The sequence below is a fragment of the Pseudomonas sp. St386 genome, from assembly GCF_018325865.1.
In the GTDB taxonomy this organism is placed as follows: Bacteria; Pseudomonadota; Gammaproteobacteria; order Pseudomonadales; family Pseudomonadaceae; genus Aquipseudomonas; species Aquipseudomonas brassicacearum.
Genome location: NZ_AP021900.1, coordinates 4,459,421 through 4,483,595, shown reverse-complemented (window position 1 = coordinate 4,483,595; position 24,175 = coordinate 4,459,421). Strand labels below are relative to the sequence as shown.

Annotated in this window: 22 protein-coding genes; 6 read left to right on the top strand and 16 right to left on the bottom strand. The window is 59.7% G+C overall.

The window, feature by feature from the left end:
• Nucleotides 1–14: 14 nt before the first annotated feature.
• From KI235_RS19680 to KI235_RS19650, 7 genes are all read right to left on the bottom strand, one after another.
• Nucleotides 15–1,661 (bottom strand): bifunctional 3-(3-hydroxy-phenyl)propionate/3-hydroxycinnamic acid hydroxylase, encoded by a 1,647-nt coding sequence (locus KI235_RS19680; RefSeq protein ID WP_003203480.1) that lies wholly within the window; start codon nucleotides 1,659–1,661, stop codon nucleotides 15–17.
• A gap of 21 nt (nucleotides 1,662–1,682) precedes the next feature.
• A complete protein-coding gene (locus KI235_RS19675; protein WP_003203477.1) occupies nucleotides 1,683–2,504 on the bottom strand; it encodes an IclR family transcriptional regulator C-terminal domain-containing protein in 822 nt (273 codons plus the stop codon).
• A 2-nt stretch (nucleotides 2,505–2,506) separates the two neighbouring features.
• Nucleotides 2,507–3,358 carry a fumarylacetoacetate hydrolase family protein gene (locus KI235_RS19670; RefSeq protein ID WP_003203474.1) on the bottom strand — a complete coding sequence of 284 codons (852 nt, stop codon included), beginning with the start codon at nucleotides 3,356–3,358 and terminating at the stop codon, nucleotides 2,507–2,509.
• Between the two features lie 305 nt (nucleotides 3,359–3,663).
• Nucleotides 3,664–5,112, bottom strand: coding sequence for a carotenoid oxygenase family protein (locus tag KI235_RS19665; RefSeq protein ID WP_212795259.1), 1,449 nt, complete (start codon nucleotides 5,110–5,112; stop codon nucleotides 3,664–3,666).
• Between the two features lie 35 nt (nucleotides 5,113–5,147).
• Nucleotides 5,148–6,329 (bottom strand): MFS transporter, encoded by a 1,182-nt coding sequence (locus KI235_RS19660; protein ID WP_003203469.1) that lies wholly within the window; start codon nucleotides 6,327–6,329, stop codon nucleotides 5,148–5,150.
• A 55-nt stretch (nucleotides 6,330–6,384) separates the two neighbouring features.
• Nucleotides 6,385–7,377 carry a transporter gene (locus KI235_RS19655; protein ID WP_003203467.1) on the bottom strand — a complete coding sequence of 331 codons (993 nt, stop codon included), beginning with the start codon at nucleotides 7,375–7,377 and terminating at the stop codon, nucleotides 6,385–6,387.
• Nucleotides 7,378–7,521: 144 nt separating this feature from the next.
• Nucleotides 7,522–8,142, bottom strand: coding sequence for a TetR/AcrR family transcriptional regulator (locus tag KI235_RS19650; protein WP_003203465.1), 621 nt, complete (start codon nucleotides 8,140–8,142; stop codon nucleotides 7,522–7,524).
• A gap of 163 nt (nucleotides 8,143–8,305) precedes the next feature.
• Here KI235_RS19650 and KI235_RS19645 point away from each other — a divergent pair, with 163 nt between their 5' ends.
• Entirely contained in the window at nucleotides 8,306–8,746 is a 441-nt protein-coding gene (locus KI235_RS19645; RefSeq protein ID WP_003203463.1) for a hotdog fold domain-containing protein, read from the top strand.
• Nucleotides 8,747–8,759: 13 nt separating this feature from the next.
• Here the strand turns inward: KI235_RS19645 and KI235_RS19640 are convergent, their stop codons facing one another.
• From KI235_RS19640 to choW, 6 genes are all read right to left on the bottom strand, one after another.
• The gene (locus tag KI235_RS19640; protein WP_013693743.1) at nucleotides 8,760–9,674 is read right to left on the bottom strand and encodes a LysR substrate-binding domain-containing protein; all 915 of its coding nucleotides are present in this window, start codon (nucleotides 9,672–9,674) and stop codon (nucleotides 8,760–8,762) included.
• Nucleotides 9,675–9,761: 87 nt separating this feature from the next.
• Nucleotides 9,762–10,898 carry a hybrid-cluster NAD(P)-dependent oxidoreductase gene (locus tag KI235_RS19635; RefSeq protein ID WP_212795258.1) on the bottom strand — a complete coding sequence of 379 codons (1,137 nt, stop codon included), beginning with the start codon at nucleotides 10,896–10,898 and terminating at the stop codon, nucleotides 9,762–9,764.
• A 9-nt stretch (nucleotides 10,899–10,907) separates the two neighbouring features.
• Nucleotides 10,908–12,164, bottom strand: a complete 1,257-nt coding sequence (locus KI235_RS19630) for an aromatic ring-hydroxylating dioxygenase subunit alpha (protein ID WP_003203456.1) — start codon at nucleotides 12,162–12,164, stop codon at nucleotides 10,908–10,910.
• 138 nt (nucleotides 12,165–12,302) lie between these two features.
• Nucleotides 12,303–13,241: a LysR substrate-binding domain-containing protein gene (locus KI235_RS19625; RefSeq protein ID WP_003203455.1), complete on the bottom strand. Its 939-nt coding sequence runs from the start codon at nucleotides 13,239–13,241 to the stop codon at nucleotides 12,303–12,305.
• Between the two features lie 30 nt (nucleotides 13,242–13,271).
• The gene (gene choV / locus KI235_RS19620) at nucleotides 13,272–14,495 is read right to left on the bottom strand and encodes a choline ABC transporter ATP-binding protein (RefSeq protein ID WP_100264087.1); all 1,224 of its coding nucleotides are present in this window, start codon (nucleotides 14,493–14,495) and stop codon (nucleotides 13,272–13,274) included.
• Nucleotides 14,492–15,340, bottom strand: coding sequence for a choline ABC transporter permease subunit (choW, locus tag KI235_RS19615; RefSeq protein ID WP_212795257.1), 849 nt, complete (start codon nucleotides 15,338–15,340; stop codon nucleotides 14,492–14,494). Before choW ends, choV begins: the two co-directional genes overlap by 4 nt.
• A 456-nt stretch (nucleotides 15,341–15,796) precedes the next feature.
• On the opposite strand from choW, the gene KI235_RS19610 reads away from it, so the two are divergent.
• Both KI235_RS19610 and KI235_RS19605 read left to right on the top strand, forming a co-directional pair.
• Complete coding sequence (locus KI235_RS19610) at nucleotides 15,797–16,501, top strand: TetR/AcrR family transcriptional regulator (RefSeq protein WP_003203446.1); 705 nt, start codon at nucleotides 15,797–15,799, stop codon at nucleotides 16,499–16,501.
• Nucleotides 16,491–17,276 carry a pyrroline-5-carboxylate reductase dimerization domain-containing protein gene (locus KI235_RS19605; RefSeq protein WP_027911972.1) on the top strand — a complete coding sequence of 262 codons (786 nt, stop codon included), beginning with the start codon at nucleotides 16,491–16,493 and terminating at the stop codon, nucleotides 17,274–17,276. The genes KI235_RS19610 and KI235_RS19605 overlap by 11 nt, the downstream gene beginning before the upstream one ends.
• Before the next feature lie 254 nt (nucleotides 17,277–17,530).
• Here the strand turns inward: KI235_RS19605 and KI235_RS19600 are convergent, their stop codons facing one another.
• From KI235_RS19600 to KI235_RS19590, 3 genes are read right to left on the bottom strand one after another with little or no spacing between them, the layout of a single operon-like run.
• Entirely contained in the window at nucleotides 17,531–17,914 is a 384-nt protein-coding gene (locus KI235_RS19600; protein ID WP_003203443.1) for a VOC family protein, read from the bottom strand.
• A gap of 42 nt (nucleotides 17,915–17,956) precedes the next feature.
• Nucleotides 17,957–19,081, bottom strand: coding sequence for an S-(hydroxymethyl)glutathione dehydrogenase/class III alcohol dehydrogenase (locus tag KI235_RS19595; protein WP_212795256.1), 1,125 nt, complete (start codon nucleotides 19,079–19,081; stop codon nucleotides 17,957–17,959).
• Between the two features lie 59 nt (nucleotides 19,082–19,140).
• The gene (locus KI235_RS19590) at nucleotides 19,141–21,177 is read right to left on the bottom strand and encodes an NADH:flavin oxidoreductase (RefSeq protein ID WP_060613982.1); all 2,037 of its coding nucleotides are present in this window, start codon (nucleotides 21,175–21,177) and stop codon (nucleotides 19,141–19,143) included.
• Between the two features lie 211 nt (nucleotides 21,178–21,388).
• On the opposite strand from KI235_RS19590, the gene KI235_RS19585 reads away from it, so the two are divergent.
• From KI235_RS19585 to KI235_RS19575, 3 genes are all read left to right on the top strand, one after another.
• Nucleotides 21,389–22,138, top strand: a complete 750-nt coding sequence (locus tag KI235_RS19585) for an electron transfer flavoprotein subunit beta/FixA family protein (RefSeq protein WP_027911974.1) — start codon at nucleotides 21,389–21,391, stop codon at nucleotides 22,136–22,138.
• Complete coding sequence (locus KI235_RS19580; protein ID WP_013693739.1) at nucleotides 22,138–23,073, top strand: FAD-binding protein; 936 nt, start codon at nucleotides 22,138–22,140, stop codon at nucleotides 23,071–23,073. The genes KI235_RS19585 and KI235_RS19580 overlap by 1 nt, the downstream gene beginning before the upstream one ends.
• Before the next feature lie 200 nt (nucleotides 23,074–23,273).
• A complete protein-coding gene (locus tag KI235_RS19575) occupies nucleotides 23,274–24,173 on the top strand; it encodes a glycine betaine ABC transporter substrate-binding protein (protein WP_013693738.1) in 900 nt (299 codons plus the stop codon).
• The last annotated feature ends 2 nt before the right edge of the window (nucleotides 24,174–24,175 follow it).

Sequence of the window (24,175 nt, the reverse complement as noted above, 5' to 3'; positions counted from 1 at the left end):
CTGTGCTTGAAGGTTTAATGAAAGACGGGCGCGATGCTCGGCTCGATTGCGCTGCTGTGGGCCACGGCGATGCCGAACAGCGACTGCAACGATTCGGCGGCCCGGGTTTCGGTAGCCTTGTCGAAAATCGCGGCGATATAGCGATCCGGACGCAGCAGCAGGAACGGGTGCGAATCGCCCAGCAGGGTTTTGAGCTGGTCTTCACGGTCCTGGAGCACCGTGCAGCCGGGGATCGACGGCATCGCCTGGACAGACGCGGGCAGGATCAGGATGCGTCTGGCTTCAAGGTGGCTCCAGAGGCCATGCTTGAGTTCATCGATACGCTGGCGGGTCGGGTCGCCGTATTGAATCAAGGCGAAGCCGGCGCCGATGGCGTCATCGAGCAGGCGTTCCTGGCCGTGGGCGTCGGTGAGTATCGGTTGCGGGAACATCTGTCCGCAGGACAACGTGCCTGCTTGCCCCTCGGTCAGCACCAGGCCCCGGGTGAAGCGGGGTTTGGGCTTGAAGCGCATTTGCAGGAAATAATCGCGCAACGGCGGCAACAGGCCGATCAAGGCGAATGCACCACTGATCAGGCGAGCGCGCAGGACGGTGGCCGGTGCCATGACCACGCCGAGGTTCAAGGCCAACTTGATCAAGGCCCATGCATGATCACGACGCTCGCTTTCGTAGGACAGCAGTGCGCTTTCCGCCATTTTTCCCTTCAGCACGCCGACCAGCTTCCAGCCCAGGTTGTGGGCATCGCGCACGCCGCTGTTCATGCCTTGCCCGGCATAGGGCGGGGTCAGGTGCGCGGCGTCGCCGGCGAGAAACACCCGCTGCACCTGCCACCGCTCGGCGACCCGGGCGTGGAAGGTGTAGACCGTCTTGCGCACGATGGAAACCGGCGCGTCTCCCTTGAACGGGCGCAGCAATGCTTGCAGGCAGGTTTCGTCGAGCACCTGTTCGTCCGTTTCATCGGGCTTGAGCAGGAACTCGAATCGGCGCGTACGGTGAGGGCCGGGTACTTCCACCACCGGGCGTCTGGCGTCGCAATACACGCGGGTCTGCCAGAAGGGGTCGTCGTCCTGGTCGGTATCGACCACCAGCCAGCGCGAGGAGAAGCTCGAGCCGACCATCTCGATCCCGAGTTGCTTGCGCACCGGGCTACGGCCGCCGTCGCAGGCCACCAGGTAAGCCGCGTGGACTTCCATCAGTTGCCCATCAGCGTCACGCACCAGCGCGCACACGCCGTGTGGGTCCTGGGTGAATTCCACCAGCTCGTGGCTGAACCGAGCCGTCAGGCTGGCAAAGCGTTCGAGACCTGTCCTGAGGGTGTTTTCAAACAGCGGTTGGCGAAAGGCGTTGCGCTTGGGGAAGCCATACAGCTTGCCGGTCGGCTCGACCTTGCCGAAGCAGCGACCGCCGGGCCGGGTGAAGTAATGCACGCCGTAGCCGGGCACGACATCACGCAGCACGGCGGCATCGAGCCCGATGGCCTGCATGGTGCGCAAGGATTCGTCATCGATTGAAACCGCGCGCGGCTCGGTCACGGTGCCCGGCTTGCGATCGATGATCAGCGTGTCCACATCGGCTTGGCCGAGCAGGTTGGCCAGGGTCAGCCCGGTAGGACCGGCACCGATGACCAGGACCTGGGTATTGATGCGTTTGAGGGTTGTCATTGTTATTCCCTTCCGGATGGCTCAGCCCAGTGGCTTGGCGCGGTTGGCGAGCGCACCCATGCGTTGCGACAGTTCCTGCGCCAGGGCAAGGATCTGCTGCCCTTGTGTCTCCTCCTGGGCACTGTCGCGTTCTCGCACCGGGCGCACGCAACTGATGCTGCCGACGACCTTGCCATCGCCATCGAAGATCGGCGCGGCCAGGCCATAGACGCCCGCGTCGACTTCACCTGCGCTGGCCACATAGCCTTGGCGACGCAGTTGCTGCAGCGAGCGACGAAATGCCTCCCAGGTCTGGCCAAGTTGACTGGCGCGCACTTCATCGGGGTGGTCGAGAAACAGTTGGCTGTGTTGGCGCGAGGTCATGTTGGCGAGGATCGCCTTGGACGTCGCCCCCAGGAACAAAGGCCTGGGCGAGCCACGGGAGTAGCTGACCTCACTGAACAGGTCTCCGTGCTGGTGAATGCACACGACCTGGTCCTTGAACAGCCGGCAGATCAGCCACACCTGATGTTCGCTCCACTGCGGGAAGCTGGGCTCAAGCGATTGTGCGGCGCGTACGAGGGGGTCGCTCAGGCGCAGCTGGCGATCCCAGGTAATGATCCGCGCGCCCAGGGCATAACGCCCGGCTTCGACCTGGAACAACAGGTTGGCCTCGGCCAATTCGCGCACGTAGCGGTAGATCGTCGAACGGGTAAAACCCAAGGCGCCGCCCATGTCGTCCACCGCCCAGATCGGGCTCTGTTCGGTGAACAGGTCGAGTACCCGCAGCATGCGCTCCAGGCTCGAGCCTTTGCTGTCGCCATCCTGCTCGGGCAGGGCGTCAGGGGTGTGTAGGTTTTCCATGCTTATTGCTCGTCCACGATGCTGTTGCGCAGGGTGCCGATTCGAGCGATCTCGATCTCGACTTCGTCGCCCGGTTTCATCCACACCGGCGGCTCGCGGAACGCTCCGACGCCGCCAGTGGTGCCGGTGACAATCACGTCACCGGGGGCCAGTTCGGTGAAGGTGGAGCAGTACTCGATCAGCTGGCGCACATCGAAAATCATGTCGCTGGTGCGGGTGTGCTGCATCACTTCGCCGTTCAGCCGGGTGGTCAATTCCAGGTCCTGCGGGTCGCCGATCTCGTCGCCGGTCACCAGCCAGGGGCCGAAACCACCGGTGTTCGGGAAGTTCTTGCCTGGGACGAACTGAATGGTGTGCTTCTGCCAGTCGCGGACACTGCCGTCGTTGTAGCAGGCATAACCGGCGACGTAGTCCAGCGCGTCGGCAGGTTTGACGTGGCGGGCCGCTTTACCGATCACCACCGCCAGCTCGCCCTCGAAATCAAGCTTGTGGGACGCGGTCGGGCGAACGATGGGTTGCAGGTGGGCGGTCTGGCTGTCGGCGAAGCGGGTAAAGATCATCGGATAGGTCGGCATTTCCCGACCGGTTTCGCGCACGTGAGTGGCGTAGTTGATGCCGATGCACAGCACTTTGCCCGGGTTCGGGATCACCGGCAGGAAGGTCACGTCAGCCAAGGGGATACGCGGCAGGCTTGCCAGGCGCGCAGTGCTCAGTTCGTTCAGGCGGTTATGACCGATGGCCTGTTTGAGATCGCTGCCAAGGGTTGGCTTGAGCGATTCCAGGTCGATGATTTGATCACCTTCGACCACACCGTAGCTGCTACGGCCTTGGACAATAAAACTTGCGAGTTTCATGGAGGCTCCTGGAGAGAGGAAGGGTGCAATGAGGGTTAATCTAGTCTTGCTATAAAATCCTGTAAAGTAGGATTTATACAAAAATCCTAAAATATGGAATTTATGTATTTTTTGGCGCGACTGTCCCTTTGGCGGACCTGGGGAGCAAGGGGAGGTGCGAAAAGGGCTCTAAACCTGTGGGAGCGAGCTTGCTCGCGATGAGGCCAGCCAGTTCAATACTCATGTAACTGAACCGCCGCCATCGCGAGCAAGCTCGCTCCCACAGGGATTGTGCTTAATTGACGGGCATCAGGACCCGATGCCAATCAATCGATTGGTGCCCAGCAGCCATGCAGCGACATGCGCATCCGGAAGGGAATCCTGATGCGGGCAATGGGCCCGCTGGCCATGTCACGGGTGTCCAGCACAACCAGCTCACTGCGTCCCTCTGCGATGAGGTTGAGCAGGGCTACGACGTAGCCATCGGCTTCCTCTGCATCCGCCGAGCGCGGTATGAAGATGGGTTCCTGGAAGCATCCGCTGTCGCCGGGAAACCAGGCGTCGGTGCGGCCTGTCTGCAGGTCCAGGTGCGCCAGCAGGTTGAAAAACTGGAAGGGGATTGGCCCATTCGCCGGGTTGTAGGGGCGCTCAGGATCGAAGGCGAGCAGGAAACCATGCTGGTACTTTCGACCGATGTAGCGATCATCACACCGTGGGAACTCGCAGGGATATTCCGTCAGTGGCTGCGGTTGAACGTCCTCCTGCGCGCCATTCAGGTCGAAGGTCCAGCGCATCAGGCTGGCGGCCAGGGTTTCAGGCGGTGGTACGTAGCCGTCGGCCTGGGGGAAGAAGTAGAAGATATTCCCGCCGGTGACCGGCATGTCCACATACACCTTGTCGTCCTCATCGAACGCATTGAGCGTATGCCCCTGGAAACCGTCCTTGGGCCCCTTGAACCAACGCACATCTTGCCCACGCCCGTTGCGCGGCACGATGGCGAACAGCTGGGGCAGGTCGGGTTGCCACTGGAAATGCGGCCCGCCGTTTTTCATGCGATCGACGTCAACCGTCAACGGAATCAACGGGAACACGACGTAGCGTTCGGTCACCGCGAAATCGTGCACCATGGCCGCATAAGGCGCCTGGAACCAGATCTCGTGCAGCAGCTTTCCGTCCGGCGAGATTTCGAAATAGGCCAGGTCGGGCGTGCCGTCGCCTTTGGCCTCATAACTGCAGGCCAGCAGGTTGCCTGTCACCGGATCGAGCTTGGGGTGGGCGGTGAACGTCGCAGCTTTGATCTGCCCATCAAAGCTCCATTCGCCGAGGGTCTCCAGGGTTTCGAGATCCATCGCCCAAGGCAGGGCATCTTCCTTGAGCGCCAACAGGACGCCGTTGTGGGGGATGACGGTGGTGTTGGCGGTGGTGTTGTTTTTCGCCGCGAGGGGGTCATTGGTGTAGACGTTTCGATAGACGCCGTTGAGCGAACGCCCTTCACGGCGCTGGGCCAGCAGGCGATCGGTCTTCACGTAGCGGCGTCGCATCGAGACTTTGCCATTGGCAAAGTTGAAGCGGCTAACCATGCCGTCGCCGTTGAAGAAAATGTCGTTACCCAGCATGGGAGGGTACTGCGGGTCTGGCGCCACCTGATAAAAAGTCCCACAGATCGAAGCGGGCAGGATGCCTTCGATCTCAAGATCGAACACCTCTGCTTCCATGCGGCTGGGCGTATAGAGAGCGCCGGAAAATTCAGGGGTTTGAGGGAATGGAATACTCATCGGGCAATCTCGTCAATGTGCGGGTTCGTTCATGTTCAGGCCGATTGCGGGGACATCGCCGGCCCGGAAGGTTTCACGCCGCGGCGAAAGCGTGCAACGACCAGGCACGAGATCACCAAGGCTAGCAGATAGGCTGAGGCGGCCAGCCATCCGACCGCGCGCAAGTGTCCCTCGCCCACGACCAGTGCGGCGCCAAACGGGCCGAGTCCCTGGCCGATGAAAATCGCAGCGTTACCCAGGCCTGCCAGTCGGCCGGAAGGGTCCAGTTCCGCCGCCATGGAAAGCAGGTAGGGCAGGCTGAAAAACCAGACCATATGGATCAGGCAGGCCGTGGTGATAAAGGCAACGGGGCTGGTGCCATAGACCATGATCAAAGTCGCCAGCAATGCCGTGCCGAAGCTCAACAGTTGTGGAAACAGCAGGCCCAGGCGCCGTCCGATCAGCCCGGCCAGCCCGGCGCCTAGGGCACCGGCAAGGATGCTGCCGCCGAGGATTCCGCCAATCTGCTGGGGCTCCAGGCCGATGCTCTTGCCGATGCGTTCCTGGTACACCCACAGGGCGGAGTGGCCGAAGAACAGCAGGGCAAACAGCAGGATCAACAGCACGGCAGTGAGACCAAATGGCTGGATCGAGCCATTGGCCGCGCGATGGGCGTCCGGGTAGCGCTTGGGCACTCTCCAGCAACCCAGCGCCGCGAGCACGCTGGTGATCGCCAACAGGGAAAACGCGCCATTCACGCCAAATGCTTGAAGGACCAGCGGCATGGAGGTCACCAGCAGCATGCCCCACAGCAGGTTGCCGATGTTGATGATCGCGAAAGTCGCGTCCTTGGACGTGCGCAGCGCTGCGGTGGCATAGACAACCGCCATGACCGCGCCGCCGCTGGCGCCGCAGATCATCCTGGAAATGACCAGTCCGGCCTGGCTGTGCAGTTGTGTGCTGGCCAGGTTACCCAATGCCAGGATCAACAAGGCCACCAGGGCGAAGCGACGGCGGTCGACGCTCGCCATGAACAGGGCGCAGACCCCGCAAGCGATGGCCATCGCCATGAGTTCAGCGGCGAAAAGAGCGCCGATTGCATTGAGCGGCAGGCCGAGTTGGTCGATCAAGGCACCGCCCAGGATCGGCTGGATCTGTAGAGTCCCCAGGGAAATGACCATCATCAGGCAGATGGCGCCCAGTGATTTTTTGCTGTCGATGGAGTCGAGTGCGTTCATGAAGCATCACCTCAGGTAAAGAGCCCGCTCATGCGTGAGCCGGCCTACACGTCAATCAGAACTTGTGGACGTAGCGAACCTGCACCTGGTAATCCGCTCGGGAGCGGTTCTCGACGCCGGTTTCTTTATAGGTGTTGAGCCAGAAGGCTTTGTCTTCGGTGATTTTCCAGAACAGACCCGGGCCAAAGCCCAGCACCTTTTCCCGGGAGTCGGTCAGGGTGTTGCCGTTGACCTTGTCATCCGAGATCTGCCGGAAGTAGTAGCCGTTGATGCCCACCGAGACTTTCGGAAACACTTCGTACGAGGCGGTGAAGTTGGCCCATGCCGACTGTCCTGACTGGGTGTCGCGCACCGCTTGCCCTTCAAAGAACTGCTGCGAACTGCTCGCCGGATCGTCGTTCTTGAAGTTGTACAGATAGTTCAGTCTCCAGCTCACTTCCCAACGGGGTGCCGGCATCCAGGTCGCTGCCCAGTAGGGGTTCAGGGAGAAGTGGTTGGAGCCAGGGTTCAGGTCTTTGTCTTTGTCGTACTTGCCCGTTGGCAGGATGGTGTCGAAGGCCATGCGCTGCACGAAAACCGGCCGGCCGCTGGCGTCGACGATCGGATCGAACTGGACCTGTGGCCCGACCGTGACATCGCCCAGGCCGGTAGCGTTGTCCTTGAGCTTGGCACCGTTGTCACCGAAGTCGCCGTCCAGGGAGACGACGGGGACCAGCAGGCTCCACCCCAGGTGCGCCCCTCCCGCGAAGGTGTCGGGGGAGTAGTAGCTCAGCTGATTGATCATCGTGATGACGTTGATCTTCGGGTCATCGAAGGCGCCGTTTTTCTTGCCGCCGTTGGTCCTGATGCTGCTGGCGGTGCTGAACTTCAGGTAGGTCTGGTGAGTCAGCCCGGGTGGCCCCGCAAACCCGTCGTAGAAGCTGGTGCCGCCCAGGTTGATACCGCTGGGTTGGCTTACGGAAGGTGGAGGAGGGCCGTCGGCTGCATGGGCGGCAAATGACGCGAAGCTGAGTGCCAGGCACGCTGGCAGGGATTTGGTCAGGCTCATTGAAGTGGCTCTATTCTTGGAATTGTGAGCGGGGGAATGTCCCCTGGCACTTCGACTTTAAGTCCCGGTGTTGGGTGATGCTTGAGCGCAACGGCCAGAGTTGACTGGGAGCGCCATGAACCCGGAGAAACGCGAGCGAACTGCTCAGCCGCCAGCGCCAACGGCGCGCCAGGCGGCCTCGGCCAGTTGCTGCCGGTAGAGTTCAGGGCTGCGTTTGACTCGGGCCGAGAGCCAGGCGCGGCAATAGCTCTCCGCTGAACCGATGATCAGTGACGGGATCAGTTCAAAAGGCAGGTCCTGCAAATCCTGCTGGTGGGCAGGGTCGCTGAACCATTGCTTGAGCGCGGCGTTCCTGGCGACATTCGCCTCGGCGAGCCGCTCGTTGAAGCTGCTGCGTGCGACCGCAAAGCGAGCCTGGTACTGGAACCGCGCCCAATCGGGTTGGCTGACCACCCAATCCACGTAGCTGAACACCAAGGCGTGGACCCATTCCCTGGTTGACGTGACAGCGCCGAGGTAGCTGTCCCTGAGCCGTGCCTGGTCATCCAGGGCGGTCATGTACAACGCCGCGACCAAGCCTTCCTTGTTATCGAAATGGTGATAGATCGCTCCCACGCTCATCTGGCTTTCGGCCCGGATGATGTCGATGGTGGTTGCTTCTATGCCCTGTTGGTTAAACAGCGCCAGGGCACATCGGAGAATGTGCCGCTTGGACTCGGCACGGCGCCCTGGGTAGCAACGCTCGAGGAGATCGACAGGTTCCATTTTTCGGCCCAGGCAAAAAGGGGCCATGGTAATTGAAACGACGGCCAGGCACGAGCGATTGACAGGGCGGACATTTACAGAATATTGTTCTGTAACAGAGCAATATTCTGTAAAGGAATGATGTTCTGTCCGTGACTTCAATCCACCTGACCAGAGATCCCCCATGAGCCAGACTCTCAGCATGTACCAAAGCGTTGGCCCGTCCGCTTTCAGCAATATGGCCTGCCAGATGGCACCGTATTTCGGCACCATCAACCCGGAAATTTCTGTGTTGACCCCCGGTCGCGGTGAAGTGAAGGTGCCGTTTCGCAAGGAAATCACCAATCACCTGGCGTCCGTTCACGCGATCGCGTTGTGCAACGCGGCAGAACTGGCGGGCGGGATGATGACCGAGGTGTCCATCCCCAGCGGCGCGCGCTGGATTCCCAAAGGCATGACCGTCGAGTACTTGGCCAAGGCCAAGACCTCCATCCATGCGATTGCCGACGGTAGCGAAATCGACTGGCAGACTTCGGGCGACAAGATTGTCCCGGTCGAGATCTTCGACGAGGCTGGGGTGAAGGTCTTCACGGCGCGCATCACCATGAATGTGAAAATCGGCTAGGTCGCCAGGCCCATCAAACGTCGACTGTCTCCGCCAGATGCGCCATCAGCCACTGGCGGAAGAGGTTGACGCTTTGTCTGTTTGGGGCCCGGCCTTGAGGTTCCAGCAGGCAGAACTGCGCATCGGTGCGCAGGATGGCTTGCGTCGGCCGCACCAGGTTGCCGGTTTGCAAGTGATTGCTGAGCAGGCCCGACCAGGCCAAGGCAATCCCCTGGCCAGCCAGCGCCGACTGGATCAACATGGAGTAGCTGTTGATATTGATGCGCCGTCGAGGTTCTGGCGCCTGGTAACCAAGGCGTTGGAACCAATCCTTCCAGCCAATCCAGTCGCGGTGCTGGTCTTCCAGCCATAACCAGGTGCATCCGCCCAACTGCTTCAGCGTCTCGATCCCTGGATGCTGCGCCAGATAGGCAGGGCTGCATACCGGGAAAATCTCTTCGTTGAATAACGGCGTGACTTTCATGTTTTTCGGCGGTGTGCTGCAGTAATACAGCGCCAGGTCACAGTCCAGCCGGGAAAAATCACTGACTTGATCCGTCGCGATGATGCGCAGGTCAATCTCTTCATTCTGGCGCTGGAACTCCGACACCAGCGGCAGCAGCCACAATGAGGCCATCGCCGTACTGGTGACGACAGTGACCTGCTGCGCGCCTTGCCAATGGCGTATTCCCGCCGTGGCCTGGGCGATCTGTTGCAGCGTATCGCGCACGCTTTCGTAATACTGGCTACCGGTGGCGGTGAGGTTGATTTCGCGGGTCGTGCGGGTGAACAGCGCCGTGCCCAGGTAGTCTTCGAGCAAGCGCACCTGGCGGCTGATTGCGCCTTGGGTGACGTTCAGTTCGCGTGCCGCCACGGTGAAGCTCAAGTGGCGGGCGGCGGCCTCGAATGCCACCAGGCTGTTGAGGGGCGGCAAGGGTTGCAGTTTCATCAGGCTGGGCCACTGTCTTATTAGGGTAAGCGCACGGAGATTGTGCAGAAGCCAGTGTGCAGTGACTACCTTATTCGCGATGCAAGGCTAAAGATCAAGGACCAGGTCAGAAGTGGGCTTGCTGCAGCACAGCAAACGCAGGCCTTTGTCGATTTCCCGTTGCCGGATACCGCCGTTGTGATTCATCTCGACCGTACCCTGTAGCAGGGCGGTCTTGCAGGTGCCGCAAACGCCCTGGCTGCAGGAGGAGGGCACGATTGCCCCGGCCTTTTTTGCGGCGCTCAGCACGGTCTGATTGCCCGGCATGCTGAACGTCTTCCCCGAGCGCGACAAGGTTACCGTGAACACCTCCTGCTGATCGAGGGAAGGGGCTTGCTCGAGCAACGGTTCCTCGTTCAGTGCGCTGATGTCGAAGCTTTCCTGATGATAGTGGGCGAAATCGAACGCCGCTTCCCTGAGCAGCGACTTGACCGCTTCCATGTAGCCCTGGGGACCACAGGTAAAGATTTCCCGTTCCTTGTAGTCCGGCACTTGCTGGCTCAGCAACGGCAAATCGAGCCGGCCTATCGGTTGCTGCCATTGAGCGGTGTCGCCAAGTCCTTCGCACACACTGATGACCCGCAGTCCCGGCATGGCGGCCTGCATGCGCGTCAATTCTGCGTGGAAGATGATATCGGCAGGAGTACGCGCGCTGTGTACGAAGACAATGTCGAGGTTGCCGGCCATGTCGCAGGCGGCCCGGGTCATCGACATCAGGGGCGTTACACCCGAGCCGGCCGACAGGTACAACAACTTGGTCGCAGGATGGCCGACCGGTGTAAAGCTGCCCGCCGGACCGGACGCCTTCAGGCTGTCGCCGGGCTTGAGGTGGTCATGCAGCCAGTTCGATACCGCGCCCCCCGGCACACGTTTGACGGTAATGGAAAACGCAAAGGGCCGGGTCGGGGAGGACGACAGGGTGTAGCAGCGGAAGAGGGTCTGCCCGCCAATGACCGGTGAGATCGTGATGAATTGACCGGGTTCGAAACTCAGTGCGCTGAAGTCCGCACAACGAAAAATGAAGGTTTTTACGTCATGGGTTTCCTGGCGCACAGCGCAGCATTGCAGGGTTTTCTGTTCCCCGCTGTGCCATTGCGAGCCGAACGTGCCCCAGGTGGTCGGATCGGTAAAGCGCTGGACCGCGCTGGTGTTTCCAGGACCCGTCAGGTTTTCGTAAGTCGTCATGTTCATTCCTCACACGCCGTGGGCGGCCAGACGCGCCGCGTACCAGCGCGAGAACTGGTCGACATAGGTTTCGGTAAAGGCCGAGAACGGCCCGGGCGTGTAGGCGGGATCCTGGGTGCCGCTGTGGGTGATGCCGACGAGGCTGGCGTCTTGCAGGTTGGTCGCCGCCCAGACTTCGGTCAGCTTATCCACCTGGTAGTCGACGCCTTCGACGGCATCGGCATGAACCAGCCATTTGGTGCGCACCAGGGTTTTATCGGGTGCCAGCGGGATGATGTAGGAGACTACGGCGTGATCGCTCATGACATGGGTCCAGGAGTTGTGCGTCCAAAGATGCACGTCGCCCAAGTCGCGGCGGGTGAGGTCGCCAAACAGCCGGGTGCACGCCACGCGGGTGTCCAGGGTCTGGGATTCGCCGTTGCCGGCAATGGCCAGTCGCTGCGAGCGGAATTGGGTCACGGCGTCTTCACCCAGGTGTTCGACGGCATCGCAGATATAGCCTTCGCGCTCCCAGTTGGCCTTGGTGTCGGCATTGCGGCGGTGATATTCGGCCAGTGCCTGAAGTGAATCCTCGCCCAGCCCATCGGTGCAGAAACCGAAATCTTCGGGCAGGAAAGAAGCGGTCAATTCCGGGTGGGTGGCGGCGCAGTGATAACACTCGCGGTTATTCTCGATCACTAGTTTCCAATTGCCGTTCTCGATGATTTCCGATTCGTAGGCGATCTTTGAGTGGGCGATGTCGTATTGGGCGAAACGCGGCGTCATGACCTGGTCAAGGTACAGGATGTCTTCTGGTGGTTCGTCGCCGAGGCAGACGAAGACATGGGTGCCGATGACCCGGGTGTGCACAGGGATCAGGCTTTTGCATTTAGGGTCGAAGTCCTTGCCCATGTGTGCCGCATGTTTCAGGCTGCCATCCAGGTCGTAGCTCCACTGGTGGTAGGGGCAGACCAGCATGCCCACCGTCGACTTGCCGGCCTGTTTCAGGCGAGCCCCGCGGTGACGGCAGACATTGCGAAACGCTTGCACGTGCTCGTCATCGTCGCGTACCAGGAGGATGGAGGATTTGCCAATATCAAGGGTCGAGACATCACCGGGTTCGGGGACATCGCTGGTGACGCCCACCAGAATCCAATGTTTGGTGAAGAAGACCTCGACATCGGTTTCAAAAATATCCTGGCGACCAAACAAACCGCCTGGCATGCCATGGCCGGGCGTGCGGTCGGCCAGGAGTTCACGATGGGTCTTCACGGCATTGATTGTCATTATAGGTCTCGCTCACATTCAAATTGATCAGGCGGCGAGTACAGTTTGGAAAGGTGGAATAAGACCGTCAACGCGCTTTATTTTCACGCTCGCATAACTTTGCGTTATGCCTGAAAGTTGACTTTAACTTGTTGATTATCAGTGAGTTAGATAACTGTCATCGCGCAACCAATCGACCAGTGCCTGGGTAATGGGCTCAAGTTTTCGACCGCTCGGAATCACCAGGTAATAAGCGTCTTTTGGCTTGACCACGTAGGGCGTGATTCTGATCAGTTCGCCACTGTTGAGACGGTGCGCGATCAGCCGACTCCATCCCAGTGCAATGCCGTGGCCTTGAATGGCCGCCTGGATCGCATCGTTGTAGGAACTGCAGCGAAATGAATAATTGAGCTTGGGGCGCATATCGCCCAGTTCCCGGCACCAACGGTTCCAGGTCATCCAGCCTTCAAGGGTGGAATCTGAGTCAATCAGCGCCGTGTCCAGAAAATCGGTAATGGATGAAGGTGCCGGGTTGGCGGCGAGCCAGGCCGGCGAGCAAACGGGAAACACTTCTTCATCGAACAGGAAGACCGAGCTGCCATCCTCCCATTTTCCATTGCCGAAACGGATGGCCAGGTCGACGTCATCCCGATAAGAACTTGGCGAGACCTGCTGCGTCATCAGGCGCAATTTCAACTTCGGTTGCAGGGTGCGCAGAGCGATCAATCTGGGGAGTATTCTCAAGTGAGAGAACGCCTCCGTGCAGGCGATGGTGATCTCCTGCTCACCAATGCCCTCGGCAATTTTGTCGAAGACACTGGCCATGCGATGAATGGACTCAGCGACGACCAGATGCAGGATATAGCCTTCGTGAGTCAGCTTGATCGCCCGATGAAGCCGATGGAACAGCTTGGTCCCCAGGGTATCTTCCAACAACCGGATTTGTTTGCTGACGGCCGCCTGGGTCACGCCCAGCTCTTGGGCGGCCAGGGTGAAACTGGCCAATCGCGCCACGGCTTCGAATTCCAGCAACGCCGTCATCGACGGTATCAACCGCCGATAGCCCTTGACCTTTTTATCGATATCGCTGGGTTGCATAGGTGCGTTCCGACGTCGTTGCCTGGTGAATCAAGCCACCGAAGATTCTCTTGCGGGTTCAGAAGGCGCGGGCTGTGACAGGTTATGTCCCAGCAGTGCCCGATACAGTTCACCGTCGCCCAATATGCCCAGGACAGTACCGGCCTCGTTCTGCACGATCAGTGGATGGCCCGTTTCATAGCGAATCTGCAGGGCGTCGCGCATGGTAGTCGTCGACGGTACGCAAGTGGGCTGTCGAGCCAGGGTCTCGATTGGCTGGGGCGGATTCCATGGTTGGACGTGCGCCGCCGTGGCGCCTTTTCGAAGGCTGGTCAAATGACCCTGCGGGTTCACCACCATCCACAGGTTTTGAGCTGTATCCAGGCAATATTCGTCGCGGACGAAAATGCACTGGTCCAGCGGGGTCATCAAACTTTTCGCACACAGCACATTCAACGGGTTGGTGTGGGCGACGAAGTTACGCACGTAGTCGTCAGCCGGGTTCAGCACGATCTCCTCGGGTTTGCTGTACTGGATGATTTTGCCGTCTTTCATGATGGCGATGCGCGTGCCCAGCTTCAGGGCTTCGTCCAGGTCATGGCTGACGAATACGATGGTCTTGTGCAGCTTGCGCTGCAGATCGAGCAACTCATCTTGCAGGCCTTGGCGGATCAACGGGTCGAGGGCGGAGAAGGGTTCGTCCATCAGCAGGATGTCGGCGTCCATCGCCAGGGCGCGGGCCAGGCCGACCCGTTGCTGCATGCCACCGGACAACTCGTCGGGCTTCTTGTTGCGCCATTGGGTCAGGCCCACCAGCTCCAGCTTCTCATCCACCAGCTTGCGGAGTTCTCTCTCAGGACGGCCCTGCATTTCCAGGCCGAAGCTGATGTTCTCGCGCACCGTCAACCAGGGCATCAGGGCGAACTTCTGGAACACCATGGCGATGCGCTGGGTGCGCATCATCTTCAGTTCGGCGGGGGTACAGGAGGCGATGTCGATCTGCCGGCCTTCATGTTCGACGAACAGCTTGCCGCGGCTGACGGTGTTCAAGCCATTGATGCAGCGCAACAGGCTGGATTTACCGGAGCCGGACAGGCCCATGAGCACACAGATCTCGCCTTTGTTGATCTCCAGGTTGGCTTTCTCCACGCCAACGATCAAACCGGTTTTCTGAAGAATCTCCGGGCGGGAAAAACCTTTGTCGAGTAGATCCAGGGCGGGCTTCGGACGGGCAGAGAAGATGACGTCAACGTCTTCAAAACGGATGATGCTCATGCGTCACCTCTTTTCACGGCTTCACGTTGTTTGCAGATTCGGTCGAGGATGATGGCCAGCAGCACGATCGCCAGGCCGGCTTCAAAACCCATCGAGATATCGGCGGTATTGAGTGCGTTGACCACGGGTTTGCCCAGACCATCGGCGCCCACCAGTGCGGCGATCACCACCATCGACAACGACAGCATGATGCACTGGGTGATGCCGGCCGCGATGCTCGGCATCGCATGGGGCAGTTCAATGCGCGACAGGAGCTGGCGACGGGAGCAGCCGAAGGCTTTGCCAGCGTCCATCAGTTCGTCCGGTACGTCGCGGATGCCCAGGTAGGTCAGGCGGATGGGCGCGGCAATCGCGAACACCACCGTGGAAATCAGGCCTGGGACTACCCCCAGGCCGAAAAGTGTCAGGGTCGGGATCAGGTACACGAAGGTGGGCACGGTCTGCATCAGGTCGAGCACCGGCCGCAAGGCTGCATAGAACCATGGTCGATGGGCTGCAACGATGCCCAACGGTACACCGATGACCACGCAGACAAGTGTGGCGAAGGTCACTTGGGCGAGGGTCTCCATGGTCTCCTGCCAGTAACCGAGATTGAATATCAGCAGGAAGGAGAGGGTGACAAAGAGGGTGAGACTGGCCTTGCGTTGGATGTAATAGGCAAGCAGCGCAAATACAGCGATCAACGCCAAGGGGTTGAACCAGAGGAGTGCGCTGGTAAACGCGGAGATGACGCCCGACAGCGACAGCGATATGGCGTCGAAAACTCCAGCACCATATTGTGTCAACCATTCGACATACCGGGCGATATGTTCACCCAGTGGAAGCTTTTCTTGTGTAATCCACATATCACTAATCCGGCTGATGGAAAGAAACAGCACGCCAGCAACCGCCCGGGCGCAGCTCCGTGTGCCAGGTTCCAGGCAACACAAAACGACTGCGCGAGGCGTCGCGTGAGCAGTTATCGAAGTTTGGGCAGGGGATGAGTAACGGAAGACGCGTGTATCAAAGCCAGTCGCCCCGGCATTCTTTGGCCGGGTGTCGAGTGTCCTTCAGAGGTGTGCACTGCAAGATTCATGATGGCGGCTCGTTGTTGTTTTGGTTTGGAGTCCGTTGCCTGTGGAAGATAGTTATCCAAGTGCCTTTTGCTGACAAACCATTTTATGTCAGTGTCTCATGAGTTTTGATCATTAATTGTTCACCACTTCTCGGGCGAAAAAGTCAATCAAATGTACTCAGGTGTACATTCGACGGTCATCCGAGTACATTCACGTTACGCATTATTTTAAAGAAGGTAAGCAAAGATGCCCCAGGTAGGGAAGGCACGCGGCAAGGCCCAGGACGCAGGCTGGCGGGGCTCGCCGGAGGGCTGGCTGGAAGCGGCCTACGAGGCCCTGAAGGAATCGGGCATCGATGCTGTTCGAGTCATGCCGCTGGCCAAGCGCCTGGGCTTGTCACGCACCAGCTTCTACTGGTTCTTCGAGGATCGCGAGCAACTGCTGGCGGCGTTGCTGTCGCGTTGGCGAGAGACCAATACGGGGGGCTTGATCCGGCAATGTGAAAGCTATGCCGAAAGCATCTCCGAGGCGATCCTGAATGTGTTCGAGTGCTGGCTCAACCCACAATTGTTCGACTCGCAGTTCGAGTTTGCCGTGCGCAGCTGGGCGCTGCAGTCCGCTGAAGTGGCCCAGGAGGTCGCTGCGGTAGACGAGCAGCGAATGAACGCCCTGGCGAACATGTTCAAGCGCTTTGGTTATGACAGCCAGGGAGCTGATACCCGGGCCCGAACGATTTATCTGACTCAAATCGGCTATATCACCATGAATACGAGTGAGCTGATCACCGTGCGTTTCCAGCGCATCCCTCATTACGTGAGCATCTTCACCGGCAAAGTCCCCAAGCAGCGTGAGCTGGATCGTTTCTATGGGAAGTTCGGCTATGCCGAAAAAGAGCCCGGGGTCTTTGTTCCGTTGACGGACACTTTCGAAGGCAACGGCGATGACCAATGAGACCGTGGGGATCATTGGCGGAACCGGCTGGTTGGGCGGCGCGATTGCCAAGGCCGTCCTGGCAAAGGGACTGGTGCCGGCGGGAAACCTGATCATCTCCAATCGTTCGGGAAACCACCCGTTGGTCCAACAAGGTGCCAGTCTGGTCACGAACAACCAGGACCTGGTGGATCGCAGCGTCGTCGTGATCATCGCGGTTCGCCCCGAGCAGTTCGCCAGCTTGAACATCAATGCGACGGGCAAAACCGTGATCTCCTTGATGGCCGGCATCACGGCACAGGCAATTGCTACACAGACCATGGCGTCGGCAGTCGTACGGGCGATGCCCAATGCGGCGGTGGAAATCGAGCAGTCCTTTACGCCCTGGTATTGTTCGGGCGGGGTAGAGGCGACGACGAAAATCCTGGTGCAGCGCTTGTTTGAGTGTGTGGGCACCGCTGCTGAAGTCCAGGAAGAAGACTTCATCGATTACCTCTCTGCACTCTCAGGCACCGGCCCGGCCTTTCCGGCCTTGTTGATGACGGCGCTGGCCAATCAGGCGATGCTGGCCGGTATACCTGGTGATATCGCGCAGCTTGCCGCGAAAAACGTCGTGGTCCACAGCAGCCAGCTGCTGGCCAACCGTGATGCCCAGCAGATGATCGACGCCTTGGTGGCCTACCGCGGTGTAACGGCCGCCGCCTTGCAGGCGATGACCCAGGGGTATTTCGAAGAGCAGATTGGAAGGGCGCTGCAAGCAGGTGCCGCGGTGGCCCGCACGGGGCTTCAAGCCTGATAAAACGATCGGGGTCGGGTAACGGCCACCACCGCATCGCGAGCAGGCTCGCTCCCACATTCGATCTTCAGCGGACACAACATCCATGCCCAACACAAACCCTTTGTGGGAGCGGGCTTGCTCGCGAAGAGGCCAGCACATCCAACATATTCATTGACTGTGACACCGCTTTCGCGAGCAACCCCACCCCCAGATAAAAAACGGCACTCCCCCAAAAACGAAAGGCGCCGTTTTCCTCAAGCCAACCTCAAATCCTATTCAGCCTTGAAGCAATACACCGCCAGCTTGTTCCCATCCAGATCCCGAGCATAAGCCGCATAGGCATTGTCCGCCCAGCCACGCGGGCCTGGCAGGCCTTCACATACGCCACCGTTCGCCAATGCAGCCGTATGGAACGCCAGAACCGCAGCACGGTTCGGTGCCTCGAAGCTCACCGTAACACCGTTACCAATGGTCGCCGGACTGCCATTGGCCGGGTTGAGTACAAAGAACGAAGGCTTATCGACGCCCCAGATGGAACCGGCCTCGTTGAGATCGGCAACACGCTTGAGGCCGATCTCTTTCAAGGTGGCATCATAAAACGCACGTGCTTTTGCCAGGTTGTTGGTGCCGACGGTGACATGGGTAAAAACAGACATCTTGGTTTCCTTTCTATGGGTAGTTGGACGATCGACCGGCGCTCAGAAATGAATGACGGTGCGAATGCTTTGCCCGCTGTGCATCAACTCGAAGGCGTCGTTGATCTTGTCCAGGGGCATGTTGTGGGTGATGAAGGTTTCCAGCGGGATTTCCCCGCGGCTGGCCTTCTCTACATAACTGGGAAGCTCGGTGCGGCCCTTCACGCCGCCGAAGGCGCTGCCGCGCCATACGCGACCGGTGACAAGCTGGAACGGGCGGGTGCTGATTTCCTGGCCGGCACCGGCCACACCGATGATGATCGACTCGCCCCAACCCTTGTGGCAGCACTCCAGCGCCGCGCGCATCAGTTGCACATTGCCGACGCATTCGAAGGAGTAATCCACGCCACCGTCGGTGAGTTCGACGATGACGTCCTGGATGGGGCGGTCATCGTCCTTGGGGTTGATGAAGTCCGTTGCGCCCAATGACAGGGCAACGTCGCGCTTGGCTGGGTTGATATCGATGGCCAGGATGCGTCCGGCATTGGCCATCTTTGCACCGATGATCGCGGCCAGGCCGATACCGCCCAACCCGAAGATCGCCACGCTGGCACCGGCTTCGACTTTTGCCGTGTTGAGTACCGCGCCAATCCCCGTGGTCACCCCGCAGCCGAGCAGGCAAACCTGATCCAGCGGCGCGTCTTTTGAAATCTTCGCCAGGGAAATTTCCGGCAGCACCGTGTATTCGGAAAAAGTCGAGCAGCCCATGTAATGGAACAGCGGTTGGCCTTCATAGGAAAAACGCGAGGTGCCATCGGGCATCAAGCCTTTGCCCTGGGTGGCCCTGACGGCCTGGCAGAGGTTGGTCTTGTCGGATAGGCAGAATTTGCACTGCCGACATTCAGCGGTGTAGAGCGGGATCACATGGTCGCCGACTTGCAGCGACGTCACGCCTTCGCCGATGGACTCGACGACACCACCACCTTCATGCCCCAGCACCGTGGGGAAAATGCCTTCGGGATCGCTGCCCGAAAGGGTGAAAGCGTCGGTATGGCAAACGCCAGTGGCGATGATGCGAACCCGGACTTCACCGGCCTTGGGCGGCGCCACATCGATGGTGACCAACCGCAACGGTTCATTGGGCGCGAATGCGACCGCAGCCCTTGATTTCAAGGTCTGTGCTGACATGGAAGAGCCTCGTGTCGAATAGGAAAAATGGCCCCTGATCCAGGATCAGGGGCATGACTTCAGATGTCCTTGACCAGTCGCAGCGCATCGTAGATGGCTGCGTGGGTATTGCGCGCCGACACCGCGTCGCCGATCCGGAACAACTGGAAACGGCCCTGCGGGTTGGTCACGATATTCTGGGTTTTGCCGGCGATCAGATCGTGTTGTTCCACCGCGCCGTTATTACTCGAATGCGAGCGCAGTTCGAAGTACAAATCGTCCAGGGGCAGGGTGCCGTGGTTGACCACCACCTGATCGACCACGCGCTGCTTGTGCACCTGGCCGTAATCGCTGCCGAAGTTGGCCACCAACTGACCGTCGCGCTTCTCCACGGAGTCGACCCGATAGGTGACCGTGAAGGTGACGTTCAGGTCTTGCAGGCTGCGCATGTAAGGCACCAGGTTCATCGCCATCACCTCCGGCGCAAACGACCGGTCCGGCGTGACGATCTCCAGTTTTGCACCGCTGTTGGCGATGACCTCGGCCGCCTGCAACGCCGCATGGTCGCCGGCGTCGTCGAAGATCAGCACGTTCTGGCCGGGCTTGACGTCGCCGGAAATGATGTCCCAGGTCGACACCACCAGTTCATTGCCGTGCTTGAGCACCTCGGTATGGGGCAAACCGCCGGTGGCGACGATCACCACGTCCGGCGCCTCGGCCATGACGGTCTCGGCTTCGGCCCAGGTGTTGAAATGGAACTTCACGCCCAGCCGTTCGCATTGCGCCATGCGCCAGTCGATGATGCTGATCATTTCGCGGCGACGCTCGCTCTGGGCAGTCAGGCGGATCTGCCCACCGGGCTGATCCGCCACTTCGAACACCGTGACGTCGTGGCCACGTTCGCCGGCCACCCGTGCCGCCTCCAGGCCCGCCGGGCCGGTGCCGATCACCACCACCTTGCGCTTGACAGCCGCCTTGGGGATTTCGTGGGGCATGGTGGTTTCGCGGCCAGTGGCGGCGTTGTGGATGCAATACGCAGCTCCGCCCTGATAGATGCGGTCCAGGCAATAGTTGGCGCCGACGCAGGGACGGATTTCTTCTTCGCGCTTTTCGATGATCTTGCGCACGATGTGCGGGTCGGTCATGTGCGCGCGTGTCATGCCGATCATGTCCACCTTGCCGGAGGCGATGGCGTGTCGCGCCGTGGCGACGTCCGGGATCTTGGCAGCATGGAACGTCGGGAAACCGGTGGCCGAACGAATCTCGCCGGCGAAATCCAGGTGCGGCGAGTTGCGCATGCCCTGGATCGGAATCACGTCGGTGAGGCCGGCATCGGTATCGATGTGTCCGCGAACGACGTTGAGGAAGTCCACCAGCCCACTGTCCTTGAGCATGTGGGAGATCTGCAGGCCATCGCTGGCACCGAAGCCGCCGGGCAGGTCTTCATCGCCGGTGTAGCGCACCCCGAGCAGGAAATCCTCGCCACAACGCTGGCGAATGCCGCGTAACACATCAAAAGTGAAGCGCATCCGGTTTTCCAGCGAACCACCGTAGGGCCCGTCGAGATCGTTGGTCAGTGGCGACCAGAACTGATCCATGAGGTGCCCGTAGGCCTGCAATTCCAACCCATCGAGACCGGCGGCCTTCATGCGCTCGGCGGCGTCCACGTAATCCTTGATGATCCGGTCGATGTCCCATTCTTCCATCTTTTTCGGGAAGGCCCGGTGGGACGCTTCGCGACGATGGGAAGGCGAGACGACCGGGAGCCAGTCGGCCTTGTCCCAGCGTGTGCGCCGTCCCAGGTGGGTCAGCTGGATCATCACCGCCGCGCCGTGTTCGTGGCATTCGTCGGTCAGGTCCTTCATCCATTTGACCACTTCATCCTTGTACGCCAGCACGTTGTTGAACACCGGCGGGCTGTCCCGGGAAACGGCGGCGGAGCCCGCCGTCATGGTCAGCGCCACACCAGCCTTGGCACGTTCAACGTGGTAGGCGCGGTACAGATCCTTCGGCATGCCGTCGACAGGATAAGCGGGCTCATGGGAGGTGGTCATGATCCGGTTTTTGAGGGTCAGGTGTTTGATCTTATAGGGCTGCAGCAGAGGATCGCTGGACATGGTGTTGCGCTCCGGGAACAGAACATCAGGCTTGGTTTGACATAACGGTATGTCGAATGTTCATGTGTGTCAACGATTGAGACACAGGTGTACATTTTTCTTGCGTGGTGGAAAAACCAGGATTACCATCCAGTCGAAACAGGGGGGATCCGGCGTATCCGGTCGGTCATCCCGCATCGATCCAGAGTGCAAGGGGGCTATGCAAAGAACTATGAAAGTGCTCGTTGCGGTAAAACGCGCCATCGATCCGAATGTGAAAGTCCGGGTGAAAGCCGACGGTTCAGCCGTCGAGCTCAATGGCGTGAAGATGGCCTTGAATCCGTTCTGCGAAATCGCGGTGGAAGAGGCGATTCGCCTCAAGGAGAAGGGGCTGGTATCCGAAGTGGTGGTGGTCTCGGTGGGCACTTCGGCCGCCCAGGAGCAACTGCGCACGGCATTGGCACTCGGCGCGGACCGGGCGCTGCTGGTCGAGACGAGTGAGCTGCTCGAGCCGCTCAACGTCGCCAAGTACCTGAGCAAAGTGATCGATCAGGAAAAGCCGCAACTGATCCTGTTCGGCAAACAGGCGATCGACCAGGAGAACAACCAGGTCGGGCAAATGGTCGCGCAGCTGATTGGCAGCGGTCAGGCCACTTACGCCTCGGCAATCAATCACGACGACGGGCAATGGGTGGTCGAGCGTGAGGTCGACGGTGGCAGCCAGGTGCTCGCCCTCGCCATGCCGGCCGTGGTGACCTGTGATTTGCGCCTGAACCAACCGCGCTACGCCTCGTTGCCGAACATCATGAAAGCCAAGAAAAAACCGCTTGAAATCATTGCTGCTGACACCTTGGGCGCGAGCGTGAAGGAACACGCTCGATTGTTAGGGGTTGTCCCGCCTGCGGTGCGCAAAGCGGGCATCAACGTCGGTTCGGTGGCCGAGCTGGTGGATAAACTGAAAAACGTTGCGGGGGTGATTTGATGCGCACATTGGTGATCGCCGAGCACAGTGCAGGTGAGCTGACGGCGGGTACGTGGAGTGCCGTGACCGCCGCCATGGCGCTGGGTGCCGAGACGGATTTGCTGGTGATGGGCGGGACGGACGCGTCGGCAGTGGCGCAACAGGCAGCACTGACCCAGGGCCTGGGCCGGGTGCTGCTCGCACAAGGTGCGATGTTCGAAAACGCCCTGGCTGAAAATGCCCAACCGCTGATCACTTCACTGGTGGCCGAGGGGTATACGCACGTCGTTGCCGACGCCAGCAGCATGGGCCGCAATGTGTTGCCGCGGGTCGCGGCCAGCCTGGATGTCGGCATGCTCTCCGACGTCACCCACATCGTTTCGGCGGACACCTTCCAGCGTCCCATTTATGCCGGCAATGCCATCGCCACGGTGCAGTCCCTTGACCCGATCAAGTTGCTGACCGTTCGTGCCTCGGCGTTCACCCAGGCCTTGTCCCATGAACATCGTTGCGAAGTGGTGGCGGTGGAGGGCGGGCAAAGCGCAAGCAACGTGCGTTTCGTGAGCGAACAACTGACGGCCAGTGAAAGGCCCGATTTGTCGAGTGCCCGCGTCGTTGTTTCCGGTGGCCGCGGCATGCAATCCAAGGAACATTTCGCCTTGATCGAGCGTGTGGCCGACAAGCTCGGTGGTGCCGTAGGGGCCTCGCGTGCCGCGGTGGACTCGGGTTTTGCCCCCAATGATTTGCAGGTCGGGCAGACGGGGAAAATCGTCGCGCCAGAGCTATACATCGCTGCGGGTATCAGCGGCGCCATTCAACATTTGGCGGGCATGAGTGGCTCGAAGGTCATTGTTGCGATCAACCAGGACGCCGAGGCGCCGATTGCCCAGGTGGCGGATTACATGTTGGTGGCGGATTTGTTCGAGGCCTTGCCGGCGCTCGAAAAAGCATTGTGAGTGATTACATTCATAAGCTCCGCCAAGTGGCGGAGGAGGGCCGAACGACCTGAATACATGAAGGGTTTTCGTATAACTAAAACTTATCCATGTATAACATAAAATCCCTTGAGGGTGTAATGGCACTCTGCTTTTATGAGGGAAGTTAATTCTTCTGCTGCCCTGCCAATAACTATTAATACAGTACGCGGAGATGCACCATGATTACGTTATCCAGTAAAACTTGTATCGGCTGGCTTGCAGGCCTGGCGATGGCCGCCGGTAGCCTGACGGCTCACGCCGAGGAACCCACGCCTATCCGTATTGGATGGGTGAATTGGTCGGATACGGAAATCGCTGTAAAGCTGGCAGATACGGCATTGCGTGACCACTTGAAGCAACCGGTCAAATTGGTACTCGCCGATATCGGCATTCAGTTCCAGGCCCTGGCTAACGGCAATATCGACCTGATTCCGATGGTCTGGCTGCCGAGCACTCACAAGGCGTTCTACGACAAATACCAGGACAAGCTCGAAGACCTTGGCGTGCTGTATGAAGGTCGGATCGGCATGGCCGTGCCAACGTCCATTCCGACCAGCGAGATCGCCAGTGTCGAAGACCTCAACAAGCCTGAAGTACGGGAGAAACTGGGCGGTAAGATCCTGACGTCAGAAGTGGGCAATGGTCAGTACAAACTGACGGAAAAGGCCATCAAGGAATATAAGCTCGATGGTTACAAGATGGTCGCCTCTTCAGAATCTGGAATGCTGAGCGAGCTGGATCGCAACATCAAGCGTGACAAATGGTCGTTGATCAACGCCTGGAGTCCCCACTGGATGTTCGCCAAGTGGCCGCTGCGCTACCTGGATGATCCGAAGCAGATTTTCGGTGGTGCTGAGCAAATCCATGCGGTTGCCCGCAAAGGCTTCAGCGCCGAGCATCCTGATGTCGCCCGGTTCTTCGCCAACTTCAAGATCCCCAAGGCTGACCTTGAGAAGTTGATGTCCACCGCCCGTGACAGTTCGGCAGACAAGGTCGTTGCAGAGTACTACGCCGCCAACAAGCCTCGCTTCGAGGCGATGTTCGGCAGTCAGACCGCCTCCGTCACACCGTCCCAGTAATG

Excerpts from the sequence above, each read along its gene's own strand:
- KI235_RS19645 (WP_003203463.1), top strand. The coding sequence starts at position 8,306 with ATGAGCCAGACTCTCAGCATGTACCAAAGCGTTGGCCCGTCCGCTTTC.
- KI235_RS19625 (WP_003203455.1), bottom strand. The coding sequence starts at position 13,241 with ATGCAACCCAGCGATATCGATAAAAAGGTCAAGGGCTATCGGCGGTTG.
- KI235_RS19660 (WP_003203469.1), bottom strand. The coding sequence starts at position 6,329 with ATGAACGCACTCGACTCCATCGACAGCAAAAAATCACTGGGCGCCATC.
- KI235_RS19595 (WP_212795256.1), bottom strand. The coding sequence starts at position 19,081 with ATGTCAGCACAGACCTTGAAATCAAGGGCTGCGGTCGCATTCGCGCCC.
- KI235_RS19590 (WP_060613982.1), bottom strand. The coding sequence starts at position 21,177 with ATGTCCAGCGATCCTCTGCTGCAGCCCTATAAGATCAAACACCTGACC.
- KI235_RS19575 (WP_013693738.1), top strand. The coding sequence starts at position 23,274 with ATGATTACGTTATCCAGTAAAACTTGTATCGGCTGGCTTGCAGGCCTG.
- KI235_RS19585 (WP_027911974.1), top strand. The coding sequence starts at position 21,389 with ATGAAAGTGCTCGTTGCGGTAAAACGCGCCATCGATCCGAATGTGAAA.
- KI235_RS19605 (WP_027911972.1), top strand. The coding sequence starts at position 16,491 with ATGACCAATGAGACCGTGGGGATCATTGGCGGAACCGGCTGGTTGGGC.
- KI235_RS19610 (WP_003203446.1), top strand. The coding sequence starts at position 15,797 with ATGCCCCAGGTAGGGAAGGCACGCGGCAAGGCCCAGGACGCAGGCTGG.
- KI235_RS19600 (WP_003203443.1), bottom strand. The coding sequence starts at position 17,914 with ATGTCTGTTTTTACCCATGTCACCGTCGGCACCAACAACCTGGCAAAA.
- KI235_RS19580 (WP_013693739.1), top strand. The coding sequence starts at position 22,138 with ATGCGCACATTGGTGATCGCCGAGCACAGTGCAGGTGAGCTGACGGCG.
- KI235_RS19650 (WP_003203465.1), bottom strand. The coding sequence starts at position 8,142 with ATGGAACCTGTCGATCTCCTCGAGCGTTGCTACCCAGGGCGCCGTGCC.
- KI235_RS19640 (WP_013693743.1), bottom strand. The coding sequence starts at position 9,674 with ATGAAACTGCAACCCTTGCCGCCCCTCAACAGCCTGGTGGCATTCGAG.
- KI235_RS19635 (WP_212795258.1), bottom strand. The coding sequence starts at position 10,898 with ATGACGACTTACGAAAACCTGACGGGTCCTGGAAACACCAGCGCGGTC.
- KI235_RS19670 (WP_003203474.1), bottom strand. The coding sequence starts at position 3,358 with ATGAAACTCGCAAGTTTTATTGTCCAAGGCCGTAGCAGCTACGGTGTG.
- KI235_RS19630 (WP_003203456.1), bottom strand. The coding sequence starts at position 12,164 with ATGACAATCAATGCCGTGAAGACCCATCGTGAACTCCTGGCCGACCGC.
- choV (WP_100264087.1), bottom strand. The coding sequence starts at position 14,495 with ATGAGCATCATCCGTTTTGAAGACGTTGACGTCATCTTCTCTGCCCGT.
- KI235_RS19665 (WP_212795259.1), bottom strand. The coding sequence starts at position 5,112 with ATGAGTATTCCATTCCCTCAAACCCCTGAATTTTCCGGCGCTCTCTAT.
- KI235_RS19675 (WP_003203477.1), bottom strand. The coding sequence starts at position 2,504 with ATGGAAAACCTACACACCCCTGACGCCCTGCCCGAGCAGGATGGCGAC.
- choW (WP_212795257.1), bottom strand. The coding sequence starts at position 15,340 with ATGTGGATTACACAAGAAAAGCTTCCACTGGGTGAACATATCGCCCGG.
- KI235_RS19680 (WP_003203480.1), bottom strand. The coding sequence starts at position 1,661 with ATGACAACCCTCAAACGCATCAATACCCAGGTCCTGGTCATCGGTGCC.
- KI235_RS19655 (WP_003203467.1), bottom strand. The coding sequence starts at position 7,377 with ATGAGCCTGACCAAATCCCTGCCAGCGTGCCTGGCACTCAGCTTCGCG.